We start from the raw sequence: 15,598 nt of genomic DNA, 5'->3' as shown, positions 1-15,598 counted from the left end.
TCCAAATAGCTGCCTGTAACCTCTTCATTCTGACGATAACGGTGTCACCGTGTCCGATTAAGGACCGCTCCGAGCTGGTCTTCCCCCGATCTCCCCGCAAGGTGCTCACACCAAATGCACCTCTCTCTGAGCGCTTCCATCAGGCTACTGGTCTCATCAACGCATTATCATATCTGAATCTGATTATAGCACTGCTTAAAAATATGTCAAGGTAAAATTCACCCTGAGTTTCCGCAATTTGCAGCGGCGGCAGGCGGGGGACCGGGCAGCATCAGTTCATGGACCCGTTCAGCGTCCGCATGGACGGCAGACAGCTCAGTTCATTGCCGTCAATATCATAAAGCTGCCCGTCCTGGACAAAATTATAGACATGGATATTATCGAGGTACACCTCACCGTCCGTGCTGAAGCTGACCTCGTAATAACTCACCTCGCCAAAGTTGATATCAAACTGCTGAGCGCCATCCACTTCCACCTGCCTGCTGGTCCTGCCCAGAGTCACCGTCACAGTTGCCGGTGCATCGCTGTCCACGGTAAACCGCACATGGTTCTCATGGGTATTCCGTCCGGAAATGCGGTGACCGACCTTCTGCGAGATCTTACCGCCTGCCTGCAGCCTCATCATGGTACTTCCGTTTCGCTCTGTGGTCGTCCCCCGGCTCACCTCCCAGCCGCGGGCTCCCAGTGCAAACTGGCTGTTATAGACCGGATTGTTGGTATAATTCCGATACGTCCATATGGCGTATCCATTGGTATAAGTCCGGAGCGTGTCCGGCAGAGCTGTCAAAAACGGACCGCGGTGAGACTCGTGCAGCCGCGCATTGTGACTGAAATTCTCCGTCGCGTCCATATAAAGCAGCTGGTCAATAAAGATCGGCTTGCCCCCGTTATGTTCCCGGACCACAGCAAGCTGTTCGTTCATCGTCTTGATCGCTTCCGCCGCAGAGATGCTCTGGTTAAAATCGTGTCCCATAGACACGCTGTACATCAAAGAGGTGTACGCAGAATCCCCGCAGGAGAACGTCTGGTAATGGGGTACCCCCTCTTTTCCTCCGGAACCGTCCTTACTGTCCACCGGATCCACATCCAGACGGACCTCCATGGACAGGTTCGGGAACACCTTCTGGGTATCTTTAAGAAGCCCCAGCAGAAAATCATCATAAAACTCATAAAACAACTTATACGCATACTGGCTCCTGCGTGGGATATACACGTCCGAATAGCTGGTAAACGGCTCAGACGGACGGTAGCTCTCATTCAGCTCCTCCAGAGTGTAATGCTCTTTTAAATAGGACTGATATCCGATCTTCTTCGCTTCGTCCCGGCTGTACTGGCCGGTACCGAACCCGGAAGCGTCCTCAACATAGTTCCAGAAATCCTCCCAGGTAATGAATCCGCCATGAAAACAGGGATATGCCGATGCGATCTGGTACAGCTTCCTGGCATAATCCATCCACGCCTCTTTTGCGCCTGCGTCCCGCAAAAGCTCACGGAACCGGAGGGCAGATGCGTCGTCCCCGTAATAATCCCAGGTGTAGCCGATCCGCAGCTCCACACCAAGCCCCTGATTGTCCGCAGCACGCATCACCTTATCAAACTTTTTAAAGGCGTAGTCATTGTACGCTATGGGAACCATCGTCGGCTGGAATTCCCGCCACGGAATCACGAGAATAATGCTGTTGAATCCGTCTGCCGCAATCTGCGCCAGCTCCTCCTCCATATGGTCACTTTCCGTATTCCAGAAATTGGAGACCCAGGCGTCCGACACATAGGTGGCTGCCTTTAAATAAGACGGCGGCGCCGCCTCCGCATTCTGCAGCAGACAGGAGCCTGCCAGCAGAATGCCAGCCAACGCCGCCGCACATATTTTCCGGTATCTTTTGTTCTTTTTCATATCCCGTCCCCACGTATTCTTTGCCGGCGTTTCCAATGCCGGGCATTCTCTATTGAATCTTAAGGCACAAGCCGTTTTTTGTCAATACCGGCAGGTTCCTCACGAAGCTCCGGAAGCAGAGTGACCAGCATCGTGATAAAGCACGCCAATCCGCCCACAAGATTGGAAACCGGCTCCGCAGCAAATACGCCGTTGGTGCCAAGCCCTCCGATCTGAGGGAGCAGCCATGTCAGCGGTATCACGATGATCACCTTCCGAAAGATCGAGAAAAAGATCGCGCGCCTGGCCTTACCCAACGCCACAAACACCGCCTGGGCTGAGAACTGCAGAGACATCAGGAAAAAACCAAAATAATAAATCTGCATGGCAGGAACCCCCGCCGCCACCAGGTCCGCATCCTTGTTAAAAATACGGATAAAAAACTCTGGAAATCCATGGATCAGCATCCACATAAATGTGGTATAGACAATGGCGCTTACTGATGTGAAAGCAATGGCTTTTTTCACCCGCCGGTACTCTCCTGCTCCATAGTTAAAGCCCATGACCGGCTGGGCGCTGTTGGTGATACCCTGAACCGGCATGGACACCACCTCCCGCACCGAATTGATCACGGTCATAACGCCCACATAAAGATCCCCTCCATACTGTTGGAGCGTGGCGTTGCACATGATCTGCACCAGGCTGTTGGTGATCGCCATGGTAAATCCGGAAAATCCCAGCGCTACGATATTTTTCACACGCTCCTTCTTAAGCCTCATACAGGAGACTCTCAGCTTCAGGATCGTCTTCTTTCCTGTCAAAAACCATACGATCCAGGCCGCGCTCAATCCCTGGGAGATCACTGTCGCAAGCGCCGCCCCCTGAACCCCCATATTCAGCGCAAAGATGAAGACAGGGTCCAGGATGATATTGGTGACAGCCCCCAAAAGGACCGTCATCATCCCCACACGCCCAAATCCCTGTGAGTTGATAAAGCTGTTCATCCCAAGTCCGATCATCACAAAGGTGCTGCCCAGCAGGTAAATGCTCACATAACTGTCCGCATAGGGAAAGGTCTGGTCGCTGGCGCCGAACAGATACAGCATCGGACGCTTAAAGATCAGCCCCAGAACCGTAAGCGCCACGCCAAATACCAGAAGAAGACAAAACGAATTCCCCATGATCCGCTCCGCCTCATCGTTGCGTCCCCGTCCGCGCTCAATGGAGCACAGCGGAGAGCCGCCCATCCCGAACAGGTTGGCAAAGGCGATCACCATGGAAATAATAGGCAGGCACAGGCCCAGGCCCGTGAGCGGCAGGGTGTCATGCCCCGGTATGCGTCCAATATAGATCCTGTCCACTATATTGTAGAGCACATTGATCAGCTGTGCCAGCGTCATCGGCACTGCCAGATTCAAAATATTCATGATAATACTGCCCTTGGAAAAATCGTTTCTTGACTCCCCCTGCTCCTGCATAACCGCATCTCCATTCCAAATCATATACTGGTATTATTTTAACGCGGATTCATCAAAATGGCAAGCTGCAGGAATTTTTCATTGGCAACTGACATTAAGGCTGGTTCAACATATCAACTCAAAATATGACTGCATGTGATAAAATGTAACCAGAAATAAGACGAGGGGGAAGAAGCATGGAAAATACAGAAGAGAGATTTCGCGCTATATACGACCGCTACATGCCCTTGCTGCGTCTGATCGCCAGCCGTAAATCCATTCCATACGACGAGATCGATGACCTGGTGCAGGAAACCTTCACGTCTTTTTATACCCATTATCCGGTCACATGGCCGGAATACAAGATACGGGCGTCGCTTGCCCGGATCATACGCAATCTCTGTACCGACTATTTCAGAAGACAAGGCACCCATCCTGTCATCTATGTAGATTCCGCCATCCTAGCCGTGGAAGGGAAATCCCTGGGTACGCCGCCAGAGAAAAATCCGCTTGATATCGTGCTGGAACGCCAAAAACGCCAGGAGATCCTGGATATATTGAAAGCAATGAAAAATGACTGGATGATCATCTTTTTGCTTTACCTGATCCAGGGGAGACCAATGAAGGAGGTCAGCCAGATCCTGGGAATCTCAGAACCCGCCTGCCGCATGAGGCTGATGCGCGGAAGGCAGTATATAAATGAGCAGCTGTCCAAAAAGCCGGAGGACCGGGATACGCCCTTCCGGCAGAGGCCAGGGCCCGTATCCCCTGGTCCTACTGACGAGCCGGAAATCCAGGGTAATACATGATCAGCCGTTACCAATCCAAATATATGGAAAATCACCATATCATCTGCTATAATAGCCATATGCCAATCATAGAAAGAAGGATACTGTATTTTGAAAACATATATTTGTAAAAACTGCGGCGCCCCCGTACATTATGAAGCGTCTTTGCATTATGGCATTTGCGATTATTGCGGTTCTTCTCTAATAGATGATGAGATATCACTCAGCACCAGTTTAGATGGCGAGATCCAGCACATTCTTTCCGCAAGGCCCTATGCCTGGGAACACAAACTGATTTTTGCCGTGATCGCTTCCGGTATCCATAAGGCACACGGGCTCAAAACGGAATTATTCAGTCCCATACCGTTTTTGGGGAACGAATCTGAAAGGAACCTGCTGCCTTACATAAAGTGGATGAACCAAAAACTACAGAAGCTTCCGGAATGTACCGCTTCCCTGAACCGCATTTTTTCCTGTGATCTGCAAAAGGCACTGGGTCTGCCCGGTTTACCAGGCGATGCCGCTGGACTAGTCAGGGCTTCTAATGACATTACATCGGTATACGCTCAGATCTTATACTGGGGACTTGAATTCCGAACCACAAATATGCCCGGCAATTTAAGTGGTCTGGCCGGCGCCTCGATAAACATGGCGAAATCATTGCTGGAAGATATCGAGTATTTTTGTTATGTTGGCAGAAAAAGCTTCACCGGCCTGCAGCCAGGCATGGAGGTCCCGCAGAGCGTAACTCTGGTTCTGCGGCCCGTAAAAATGAACATATTTATGGATGAGCTGCATAAACTGGGGTTTTCGTAGCTTTGTCTTCGTTTTAATATTAGTCCAGTACAATCCAGTACAAAAAAGCCATAAGGATAGGTGTTGAAAGAAACAACATCTATCCTTATGGCTTTTTTTAAGTGGAGCTGAGGGGAATCGAACCCCTGTCCGAAAACCAATTCCCTGTTCTTCTACTATCATAGTCGGTTATTTAACTTTCCCTCTGCCGCACGGGAACAGACACCCTTACGGTTTCAGTAGCTTCATGATACGCCCATACACGCAAAGCTTAGTGTAAGTCGTTTCTCACATAGTCGATGCCAGATTCTTAATGTGTGAGTGCACTAAGGCTGACAGCAGCCATTAGGCTGCGTATGCTAAATTGTCTTCAGCGTTTAATTTTAATTTTGCCGTTTAACGCACCGCATGCGGATAGCTTCACCAGCTGCATGACCCCCGTCGAAACCAGTACAACCCCTCACTGGTTCACCGCGACTCATCGGTGGAACCTTATTGTAACACCGGCGGGCGGCGATGTCAAGATGCCTGTGCTTACGTTATTCTTACAACATTTCCATATTGTAACAGCTCAGGCGGCATATCCTCCGCCGTCTGAGCTGTTGCTCCATATCTTAGTTTTCCGGCCCGCTCCCGCTGATCTGCCGGTAAATAGCCTTGATACAGTCCACAGTACGCTCCATACCAAGCAGGCTTACGTTCAGCATCACCTGATAAGAATCCGGGCTGCCCCAGGTCTTGTCGGTATGGCTCTCATAGTAGAACTTCCGCTTCCTGTCCACACGGCGCACTGCATCGGCTGCCTCACGATCCGAAAGCCCATAGCGGGCAGCGATCCGCCTGATACGGTCTTCCTTCGATGCGGAAATAAAAATACTGATACACTTCGGGTTGTTCTGCAGGACTGTCTCCGCAGTGCGGCCTACGATCACACAGGGACCCTTCATGGACAGGCTCTCGATGATCCCGCATTGGGCCAGATATAGACTGTCATTCAGCGTCAAACCATATCCCGTGACAGGATTAGAATCTGCCGGAATCTGATAAGACGCCAAAAATTCATTCAAAGACGCCTCGTCCACCTGCTCCAAATCATACTGGTCCACCCCAAGCTTCTCAGAAGCCTGGTCTACCAGCTCACGGTCATAGCAAGGGATTCCCAGCTCCTTTGCCACACGCTCGCCAATCTCATGTCCGCCGCTCCCAAACTGTCTGCCAATCGCAACTACCGGATTCCACTTCATGCGATCCCCCCCTCTCACTGAAACAAATCACGCGTCTTTCTCTTCTGATTCTATTATAAACCATCTTGAGAGGAATTGGAATGCATATTTGCGGGCCTATACCATTTTGCGGATCCAGCCCTCCGGAGCCTCGATCCTGCCCATCTGGATGCCCGTGAGAGTGTCATAGAGCTTCCTGGTCACCGGCCCCATCTCGGTCATGCCGCTGGGGAAGCAGATCTCCCTGCCGTGATCTACGATCTTCCCAACCGGGGATATCACAGCTGCCGTACCGCACAGGCCGCACTCTGCAAAATCTGAAAGCTCTGAGAGCTTCACCTGTCTCTGGGACACCTTAAGTCCCAGGTAATGCTCTGCCACATAGACCAGGGAACGTCTGGTGATGGATGGCAGGATGGAGTCTGACTTGGGCGTCACCACCTCGTTGTCCTTCGTGATAAAGAGGAAGTTGGCTCCGCCGGTCTCCTCAATGCAGGTCCTGGTCGCCGGATCCAAAAATACATTCTCATCATATCCTGCCGCATGAGCTGTCATAGACGCATGCAGGCTCATAGCGTAGTTAAGCCCCGCTTTCACATGACCGGACCCGCGGGGAGCCGCACGGTCAAAATCGCTGACACAGAGAGTCAGCGGTCTCACGCCTCCTTTAAAATACGGTCCTACCGGAGTTCCAAACATGCGGAACTGATATTCGTCAGACGGCTTTACGCCGATCACCGGGCCAGATGCAAACATATATGGGCGGATATAATAGGTCGCGCCGCTTCCAAAGGGCGGAACCCAGGCGGTATTGGCCTTCACCACCTCGTCCAGAGCCTCTAAGAACCGCTCCTTTGGAAATGGCGGCATCTCCAGCCATGCTGCGGAATCCATCATACGTTCCGCGTTTAAGTCCGGCCGGAAGGTAACGATACTGCCGTCCTCGGTTGTATAGGCCTTCAGCCCCTCAAAGCATTCCTGACAGTACTGCAGAATCCCTGCGCATTCATTGATCACCACGTTGGAATCTGAAGTCAGGCCGCCTTCATCCCACTTTCCATCTTTATAATTTGCAACATACCGCATATCCGTCGGCATATAGCTGAATCCGATATTGCTCCAGTCCAAATTCTTCTTTTCCATACTGCTTCCTCCATTCCGTAATGAGATATCTGTGTTGAGAATCATTATAGTCTTATTACCCTGCAAAATCAATGGTTGTTTTTGATTTTTATTATACCGTTCCCTTATGGCTGGCATAACCTGTTTTTCTGGCTGCTGTCTCTGTTATAACCTGTGCGGAGGGTTTCCAAATGATCCCTCCATTTGATCCTTACGGCGATTTTTCTTTTCCAACAGCCGTCTCTGTGTTATAATAGTTCCATATTTATTACAGGAAATCAGGAGGATACCATGAGGTATAAACAGATTATATTTGACATAGACGGAACTCTGATCTTTACAGAAGAAGCGGTCCTGTTATCCCTGCGCGACACGTTAAAAACCGTCACGGGAACTGAATATGAAACTGACGGACTTACATTTTCCCTGGGAATCCCCGGAAGAGACACCCTAAAGGAGTTGAAACTTCCGGACGTTGAAGCTTCCATGGCGCTGTGGGAGGAGAACATGGGCGCCTACCGCCACACCATCCATATATTTGCAGGCATTACGGAAGTCCTTGACGCACTGCTCCGGTCCGGATGTGAGCTTGGCGTAGTGACTTCTGAGACGCAGGATGAGCTTGCCCTCGATTTTGGGCGCCTTGGGCTTACTCCTTATTTTAAGACCATAGTCTGTGCCAGTGACACAGTCTGCCACAAGCCCTCGCCGGAACCGCTCCTCAAATACATGGAGCTGACCGGAACCGACAGCAGTGAGATCCTCTATATCGGCGACAGCATCTACGACTCCCAATGCGCCAGAAGCGCCCACGTGGATTTTGCACTGGCCCTGTGGGGCTGCCTGGATAAAACGATCGATGCGGACTATCGTCTGGATTCCCCCTCAGATCTGCTGTCCATACAGAATGCGGAATAAAAACTGCTGTCAGGCACCCTATCGCCTGACAGCAGTTTTTTATTCCCGTATAATGCGCACTGATTCTTTTAGAACCTCATAATTGGATATGGGGTTTTCAGCACAATTGACTTTCTTGAGCATCTTGAGCGCGGAAAGCGGAGCCAGATCCGTGACATAGTTGTCAGAGAAGTCGATCTCCTCCAAGGCCTCTAAAGAGGCGGCAAAACTCACATCCACCAGCTCATTTTCCCGGATACTCAGACTTCGAAGGCCTTTTAACCTTCCTAAAAAGGACAGGTTATCCACCAGGCTCACATCATCCCAGTTTACGGAGTAGATACCGCCGCCTCCGCGGACATCCACATTTTTATAAAGCTTGAGCTTATCGATCGCCAGTGATTCCAGCGATGTGTTTTCCTGGATCCGGTCAAAATTGATCTCGCACTGCATTCCGCTGATGTCCAAATGCTTTAATGTCGGCAGGTTGAAGATCCCGGAAATGTCCTGATAGGTAGCTGTCCCGCGCAGATTTAACTGTTCCAGCGCCGGAAGCCTTGTGATAAAACCATAATCCCGCGCCGTCGCCGCAAAGGATGTACAGTTTAATGTCGTCAAATTCACCAGACCTTCAAAGTCAGACGGCGCGTCCACCCTGCATCCGTCCAGGGTCAGCGTCTTCAGTGCCGTCATGTTCCTCAAAAATCCCGTATTGTCAAACCCGGACAGATACAGCTCTTCCATCGCCGTAAGGCCGCTCAAGTCCGGTATGGGACATTGATAGGGCAGGTCTATGCTCAGCCGCTTTAAACCTGTCAGACCGGAGAGCGCCGACATATCCTTCAGCTCATCGCACCGCTCTACAGTGAACGCCTCAAGCCCCGTGAGGTCTTTCAAGGGATCCAGCGTCAAAAATGTGCCGTAGGTAATATGAAACTCCTTCAGCCCTTCCATCCCGGATACGAAATTCAGGTCACGCACCTTTTCGGAGCTGATCGTCAGCTTTTCCAGCCATGGCATCATCCCAAATATGGAAAAATCCATACCGCTGTCATACATATCAACCGAAACGGTCCTCAGAGACTTCATATTCACCAGCATCTTGGGATCATCGATCTGATCGCAGTTCATATTAAGTTCTTCCAGCTTCGGGAACTGTTCCGCCCCCTGAAGGGACAGCTTATCCCCCCGCATGGTAAGCTGGCGAAGCTCCCCGGGGTTCCCTGTTACGGCTGCGACTGCCTCCAGGCTGTCAAAATAACCGCTGATTCCCTGAAGGGACAGCCCTTCCAGATTCTCCGCCCGGATACTGGTGTTTGTCTTTAACCGCTTAAGGCCGGTAAAGGCCGGAAGGCATGACAGATCCACCTCATAAAATTCCTCTTTCGGAAAACTGATCCAGGTGAGCGCCGCCTCCGGATCCTCCCATGGATCGGAAAAACTGTAACCGAACTTTCTGTCATCCGCGCCTGTCTGGATCTCCAGCCACTTGATCTTTGCCAGATCAACATCCGTGAGCTGCCCCGCCGGGCGGTCAAAAACCTGGCTGGCAAAGGCTTCCAGAATGCCGCCTAAGGGATGTGCTTCTACCGCCGGCTGCACCTCTTCTTCATTCCCCAAAGCTCCTGCTATATCATTTCCAACCTCTGACGATGCATGGTCCATCTGGTATCTTGCATAGATCTTTGGCCCGTAGTATATGGCTAAGAGCACAATCGCAACCGAGACCACAGCGGTGATCCTTTTCCAGCCATACGGTCCCCATCCATTGCCCTTGTGTTCTACTGGTTCGATCGGCACATAGTCGATCTTTTCCTTGAGCGGCGTTAAATGAGGGATCCCATCTCCGTCACCCGGAATCGTTCCGTTCAGTGGCGTCATATCCCACTCAACAGTAAATCTGCTGCGGCAATATTCACAGACCGCATAATTGGGATTCTGTTTGTCAATTTTCATGGTTCCGCCGCATGCGGAACATTTCAGCTCTGTAAATTTCATCGTCCTGTCCCTGCAGACCCCCGTTCTGCGCGGATCTGGTCATGAAGCCTGATCACCTCATCCATATCCCTTGCCGCATCGTAGGCTCTGTCCCCATATTGAAAATGATGATGATGAATGATCATCGGATTATATTTTGCAATGGTATCCACAATCTCCTGCGCCGCCTTTTCGTTAGGGTTCGTAAACATGAATGCCATTTTTTTGTCCCTGGAATACGCAGTCAGAACTTTATCATACCCTCCGTCCTTACAGAGAAACTTTTTGGTATAAAAGCACGCAACCACATCCTCAAGACGCGCTAAAGACGGGGTGATCCCTGGAAACTTTATGTAGTGCGGAGTGATAAAACCCATCTTTTTCAAACTGTTGTTATCTTTCCCCTTTTCAAGCGCAAACAGTACCGTACCCGGCTGCTTGAATTCTGCATCTGCATTGTGGATCTCCTCTTCTGATAATCCGGTCGTTTTACAGTATGTATGCAGCCAGCGGTTCATCTTCCGGTTCTGGAGCGCCATGCCCCCCACGACCATAAGGAGCCCCAGTACCACGCACCCGGCCCCGGTGATCAGCGCCATATGCATGTCGATCGACTTCAGCGCAAATACGAGCAGCACACCGATCGCTGAAAACATTCCGCCGCCGGCGATCAGCCCCTTGCCTGCGCCGCCCACGCCGTACATGTACTTTAGTACGCTTCCGTCCTTATCCATCTTTTTCTTCAGCTTTGCATCCGGTTCAAATACCATTTTAGTTCCCCCTCTTATCTTAGTTTTTCTTTGTATTCCCTCTCCACTTCACGCTTCTGGTCCTTCTTTGCCAGATCCTGCCGCTTGTCATAGAGCTTCTTGCCCCGGGCCAGCCCGATCTCCACCTTGACGAGACTGCCTTTAAAATACACCTGGAGCGGGACCAGGGTATAGCCTTTTTCCCTGATCTTCCCCTCCAGCTTTGCAATCTCGCTCCGGTGCATCAGAAGCTTTCTTGGCCTTAACGGGTCTTTATTGAAGATATTGCCCTTCTCGTAAGGGTTCACATGCATGCCGTACACATACACCTCCCCCTTATCGATCCGGACAAACGCCTCCTTGATGCTGCACTGTCCCATACGGATGGACTTGACCTCCGTTCCGAACAGCTCTATCCCACACTCGAATTTCTCATCGATAAAATACTCATGATATGCCTTTTTGTTGTTGGCAATCAGTTTAAACGCATCCTTCACGCCTTTATTCCTCCCTGTTTTCCTCCTTTGCCGGAAGAAAATCGATGGTCTTCATCAATCGGTCGGTTCCTGTCACCTGCACCGCGATCTTCTGACCCAGCTTGAAGATCTCCCCGCCGGTCTCTCCCCGCAGTTCCATCCTCTCCTCATCAAATATATAGTAGTCGCCGTGCAGCTCGCTCACATGCACAAGGCCCTCCACCGTATTGGGCAGTTCCACATAAAAGCCCCAGTTTGTGACGCCGGAGATGACACCCTCGAACACTTCCCCGATACGCTTTGCCATATATTCGCATTTCTTCAGCTTCACAGTCTCCCGCTCCGCCTCCTCCGCCCGCCGTTCCGTAACTGAGCACTGCACCGTCACACCTGTCAATATCTTATCATAATGTGCAATCCGCTTCTCTGTCAAGCGTCCATGCAGATTTTCTTTGATAATCCTGTGAATCTGCAGATCGGGATAACGCCGGATCGGGGAAGTAAAGTGTGTATAATACTTCGCCGCCAGTCCAAAATGCCCGGTGCACATGGGCATATACTTTGCCTGCTTCATGGACCTCAGGGTCAGGCGGCTGATCAGAGCCTCCTCCTCCGTCCCCTCAATCTTTGTAAGGAGCTTCTGCAGTTCTTTGGGATGCACCTCCCCATTCTGGGTACGGATGCTGTAGCCGAAGTTGTTGATAAAAACACCCAGCCGCTTCATCTTCTCCGGGTCCGGATTGTCATGAGTCCTGTACACAAAGGGCAGCTCCTGCCAGAAATAATCCTCCGCCACAGTCTCATTGGCCATCAGCATAAAGTCCTCGATGATCTTCGTCGCCGCATTGCGGTCGTAAGGCTTTATCTCCACCGGTTTTCCCTTTTCATCCAGGATGATCTTCGTCTCCGGGAAATCAAAATCGATGGAGCCTCTCTGGGTCCGTTTCTCCCGCAGGATATCCGCCAGCTCCTTCATAAGGTCAAACATCTCCACGAAGCCCTCATACTCCTTCATGACCGCCTCATCCCGCCCGGTGACGATCGCATCTACAGCCGTATAGGTCATCCGGCGGTCCACATTGATCACAGTCTCCGCCACCTCATGTCCGATCACCCGCCCCTGCGGATCGATCTCCATGATACAGCTGAGCGCCAGACGGTCCGTTCCCGCATTCAGGGAACAGATGCCATTGGACAGCTTGTGGGGCAGCATCGGGATCACACGGTCCACCAGATACACGCTGGTCCCCCGTTTTAATGCCTCCTCGTCAAGAGGGCTGCCCTCCGTCACATAATGGCTCACATCTGCAATATGGACCCCCAGCTTATAGCCATAATCCTCACGGCTGAGTGTGATCGCGTCGTCTAAGTCCTTGGCGTCCTCCCCGTCGATGGTCACGGTCTGCCAGCCACGGATATCTTTGCGCCCTGCCATGTCCTCCGGCAGTACTCCGTCCGGCATCCGGCTCACCTGGCGCATCACCTCCGGCGGATACTCCTCCGGAATATTATATGCCTTCACAATGGACAGAATATCTGTCCCCGGGTCATTCACATGGCCGATGATCTCCGTGATAATGCCCTCCGGCTTCTTTCTCTCACCGCCGTACTCTATCATGGTCACCACCACCTTGTGTCCGGTCACAGCCCCCATATCCTTGCCCTGGGGGATAAAGATATCAGTAGCGATCTTTTGATTGTCCGGTATCACAAAACCAAAGCCTTTATTTTTCTGATAATACCCTACAACCGTCCGGTTCGCATGCTCCAGCACCCGCACGATGGTCCCCTCTGGCCTGCGTCCTGAGCGTGCCGGCTCCACCACGAGCTGTACCTGGTCTCCGTGCATGGCACCGCCATTTTTGTCGGACGGAATATAGATATCCTGATCCTGTCCCTCGATGGTCACGAAGCCAAAGCCTCTGGCATTGCCCGTATAAGTTCCCACCAGGGCAAAGGCCTCCGGTTTTCCGTATTTGCCGCGTTTGGAAATCCCCACCTTTCCCTCTGCAACCAGGGCGTCCATCACCTCTTTTAACTCGTCCCGCTGTTCCCTGGGGACGCCAAGAAGCATCGCCAGCTCCTTGAGCTTCATGGGGACATAGGTTGGATCCTGGATCAGCTTCTGCATGGTTTCTTTTCTCTGTTTTAATAATTCCTCTGTCATATTACTCCTTTATTCCTGTGCAAAAATAAAAGCACCCTTGTTCCCAAGAGTGCCTTATCTTTCCTTACAGTACGTTGATCAAGATTGCCAGTACCATAAAAGCAATCGCTGCAAATGTTGTAAACTTCTCCAGGTTGCCCTCCATGGAACGGCCCTTGTTCCTGCCCCAATAGGTATCTGCCATACCACTGATGGAACCAAGCCCTGCGGATTTTCCTTCCTGAAGCAGTACGATCACGGTCAAAGCCACACATATAAGAACGAAAATCACGGATAAAATCGTCTTCAGCATCAAAATGCACCTCCTAATAGTCAAACACAGTTAGTTTAGCACAGAATTGATGAAAGTACAAGCATTATTTTGCCTTAATTTGCTGGTTTTATGCATTGGAGTTTTCGGTCCGAGGGGACTCTATGTACTTAAATCCAATCTTTTCTATCTTTATTCCACTGACAATGAAACTCTCTATTCTGTTCTATTGCCTCTACAATCGGCATCAAAAGCTTTTTAGATTGTTCTATTGCTTCTGCAAATCCAACTTTTATCATTGCTTTCTTTTTCTTGACGAACGCCTTCCATCTTCTCTGTCTTACAGGATCCTCTGTAAAATCAGATTCAAAAACAACGATATCATCAAAACTTGTGTTTCTATGTGCAAATGTTTCTAGAATTGCATTTTTTAACTCACTGCCATCCAGATTATAATTTGCTGACAATACAAAAATATCATAAAAATCCTTATATCTTCCATTTGCAAGACCAAGAGATACAAAGGCTTCAAACTTTTCTGCAATTACAGAATAAATTGAATAGACATATACTTTTGGAGCCTCCATATCCAGCAACACTGGAAAACTCATTCGCATACGCTCCGGATAAATCACGTCTCCAAATCCAATATCGATAGATACCGGCACTTTCGTGCGGTCTAAGTATCCCATAATCGAAACATTTACACCGTGATATTCTTTAAATTCAGTAATGTTAATTACTTCTAACGAGTCCAGATCAAATCGTAATGCGTCATCACATTCTATGGAAAAAATATGATAGAATGCTTTCTTCATTTCTTTGGCATCATTCGGGATATGATGAGCAAGAAGGTCTATATCCATTGTTGCTCTCGCAAAATTCCCATCAAACAATGCATACAAAAAAATACCTCCTTTTAAGGTAAATCGCTCCGCATATTCTGAAATTGACAACCTATAGATTGCTCGCTCCAATCCATAAGTCAATAATTCGTCCTGCATCGTTCTTCCATCTTCTTTAGCTTGATTTTTCAATCTGGCCTTTACGGATCTTGCGCTTATCATACAAGTACCTCCAGATATGTTTTCATCACATCTCCACACTTAAGAAGTTCTGCATATCTCAGCAATCTGTTGAGATTTCTATCTTTCCGTCTGAGATAATTAACAAGTATTTCTTTTGTTTCCTCAATGCCTACCTTTTCACGGAAATAAACGATGTCAACAACCGTTTTTTCAACATCATATATTTTGAATTGATTCCTGCCTTCCCTTACCGTTTCAACTCCAATTTCAAAGCGGTCATCTGCATAATAATACACAGACAGCGCCGGCCAATCTGGCATCGTAGAAATCTTGGCTTTTCTCTGAATAGCCACATCTATAGAATCCGGCCTGTAAGTTGTCAGATTATAGTAAGACGCTGCGCTCATCAGGCAGACTACACCGTTTGAAGCATATGCCGGAACATAGTAAAAATCCGATTCTTCCCCCCGATAGCCTGTATTTTCATAATATTTCTTATTCAGTTTTAGCAGCGTACCATTTTCAACCAGTTTATTGATTTTATAGTGGGAAAAACCTGCCGCTTTTAGTTCATCAACTGAAACTATCATCTGATCTTCTGGAAGTCTAAATTCATAATCCATTTATATCACCTCGATGGAAGCATTCCCATTGTTCCAAATTATATTTTAAATGTTTTTCGGCATTTTTCTTTTTTTGCCGAATTATATTAAAATTATATCTCTGAATAACAGATATGTCAATTATGAAGTAAAATATTCCTGATCAGATAAATCCGTTTTATGCATTATAGATT

At 49.5% G+C, this 15,598-nt stretch carries 14 protein-coding genes and 1 other RNA gene; 3 read left to right on the top strand and 12 right to left on the bottom strand.

Going from position 1 to position 15,598, the window contains the following annotated elements; genetic code table 11:
* Positions 1-271: 271 nt before the first annotated feature.
* Positions 272-1,894 carry a hypothetical protein gene (locus AB1I67_RS13260; RefSeq protein ID WP_367030344.1) on the bottom strand — a complete coding sequence of 541 codons (1,623 nt, stop codon included), beginning with the start codon at positions 1,892-1,894 and terminating at the stop codon, positions 272-274.
* Between the two features lie 59 nt (positions 1,895-1,953).
* A complete protein-coding gene (locus AB1I67_RS13255; protein ID WP_367030343.1) occupies positions 1,954-3,351 on the bottom strand; it encodes an MATE family efflux transporter in 1,398 nt (465 codons plus the stop codon).
* Positions 3,352-3,527: 176 nt separating this feature from the next.
* Between AB1I67_RS13255 and AB1I67_RS13250 the strand changes: the two genes are divergently transcribed.
* Positions 3,528-4,139: an RNA polymerase sigma factor gene (locus AB1I67_RS13250; RefSeq protein ID WP_367030342.1), complete on the top strand. Its 612-nt coding sequence runs from the start codon at positions 3,528-3,530 to the stop codon at positions 4,137-4,139.
* A gap of 90 nt (positions 4,140-4,229) precedes the next feature.
* Complete coding sequence (locus AB1I67_RS13245; protein WP_367030341.1) at positions 4,230-4,934, top strand: hypothetical protein; 705 nt, start codon at positions 4,230-4,232, stop codon at positions 4,932-4,934.
* A gap of 99 nt (positions 4,935-5,033) precedes the next feature.
* On the opposite strand, the gene ssrA is transcribed toward AB1I67_RS13245, so the two are convergent.
* The 3 genes from ssrA to AB1I67_RS13230 all read right to left on the bottom strand — a co-directional run bounded on the left by ssrA (position 5,034) and on the right by AB1I67_RS13230 (position 7,279).
* Positions 5,034-5,373: a transfer-messenger RNA gene (gene ssrA / locus AB1I67_RS13240) on the bottom strand.
* Positions 5,374-5,527: 154 nt separating this feature from the next.
* Positions 5,528-6,157, bottom strand: a complete 630-nt coding sequence (locus AB1I67_RS13235; protein ID WP_367030340.1) for a cytidylate kinase-like family protein — start codon at positions 6,155-6,157, stop codon at positions 5,528-5,530.
* A 96-nt stretch (positions 6,158-6,253) separates the two neighbouring features.
* Positions 6,254-7,279 carry a branched-chain amino acid aminotransferase gene (locus tag AB1I67_RS13230; RefSeq protein ID WP_367030339.1) on the bottom strand — a complete coding sequence of 342 codons (1,026 nt, stop codon included), beginning with the start codon at positions 7,277-7,279 and terminating at the stop codon, positions 6,254-6,256.
* A 270-nt stretch (positions 7,280-7,549) separates the two neighbouring features.
* Between AB1I67_RS13230 and AB1I67_RS13225 the strand changes: the two genes are divergently transcribed.
* Complete coding sequence (locus AB1I67_RS13225) at positions 7,550-8,176, top strand: HAD family hydrolase (protein ID WP_367030338.1); 627 nt, start codon at positions 7,550-7,552, stop codon at positions 8,174-8,176.
* A 39-nt stretch (positions 8,177-8,215) separates the two neighbouring features.
* On the opposite strand, the gene AB1I67_RS13220 is transcribed toward AB1I67_RS13225, so the two are convergent.
* The 7 genes from AB1I67_RS13220 to AB1I67_RS13190 form a co-directional block, all read right to left on the bottom strand.
* Positions 8,216-10,153, bottom strand: coding sequence for a leucine-rich repeat domain-containing protein (locus AB1I67_RS13220; RefSeq protein ID WP_367030337.1), 1,938 nt, complete (start codon positions 10,151-10,153; stop codon positions 8,216-8,218).
* A complete protein-coding gene (locus AB1I67_RS13215; protein WP_367030336.1) occupies positions 10,150-10,902 on the bottom strand; it encodes a hypothetical protein in 753 nt (250 codons plus the stop codon). The genes AB1I67_RS13220 and AB1I67_RS13215 overlap by 4 nt, the downstream gene beginning before the upstream one ends.
* 14 nt (positions 10,903-10,916) lie before the next feature.
* Positions 10,917-11,378, bottom strand: coding sequence for an SsrA-binding protein SmpB (gene smpB, locus AB1I67_RS13210; RefSeq protein ID WP_367030335.1), 462 nt, complete (start codon positions 11,376-11,378; stop codon positions 10,917-10,919).
* A 4-nt stretch (positions 11,379-11,382) separates the two neighbouring features.
* Positions 11,383-13,524, bottom strand: coding sequence for a ribonuclease R (rnr, locus tag AB1I67_RS13205; RefSeq protein ID WP_367030334.1), 2,142 nt, complete (start codon positions 13,522-13,524; stop codon positions 11,383-11,385).
* A gap of 64 nt (positions 13,525-13,588) precedes the next feature.
* Positions 13,589-13,816, bottom strand: a complete 228-nt coding sequence (gene secG / locus AB1I67_RS13200) for a preprotein translocase subunit SecG (RefSeq protein WP_367030333.1) — start codon at positions 13,814-13,816, stop codon at positions 13,589-13,591.
* A gap of 128 nt (positions 13,817-13,944) precedes the next feature.
* Positions 13,945-14,841, bottom strand: coding sequence for a nucleotidyl transferase AbiEii/AbiGii toxin family protein (locus AB1I67_RS13195; protein ID WP_367030332.1), 897 nt, complete (start codon positions 14,839-14,841; stop codon positions 13,945-13,947).
* Positions 14,838-15,425, bottom strand: a complete 588-nt coding sequence (locus tag AB1I67_RS13190) for a hypothetical protein (RefSeq protein WP_367030331.1) — start codon at positions 15,423-15,425, stop codon at positions 14,838-14,840. Before AB1I67_RS13190 ends, AB1I67_RS13195 begins: the two co-directional genes overlap by 4 nt.
* Positions 15,426-15,598 lie beyond the last annotated feature (173 nt).

The sequence above is a fragment of the Clostridium sp. AN503 genome (assembly GCF_040719375.1).
GTDB lineage: Bacteria > Bacillota > Clostridia > Lachnospirales > Lachnospiraceae > Brotaphodocola.
This window is presented reverse-complemented; position numbering and strand designations above follow the sequence as displayed.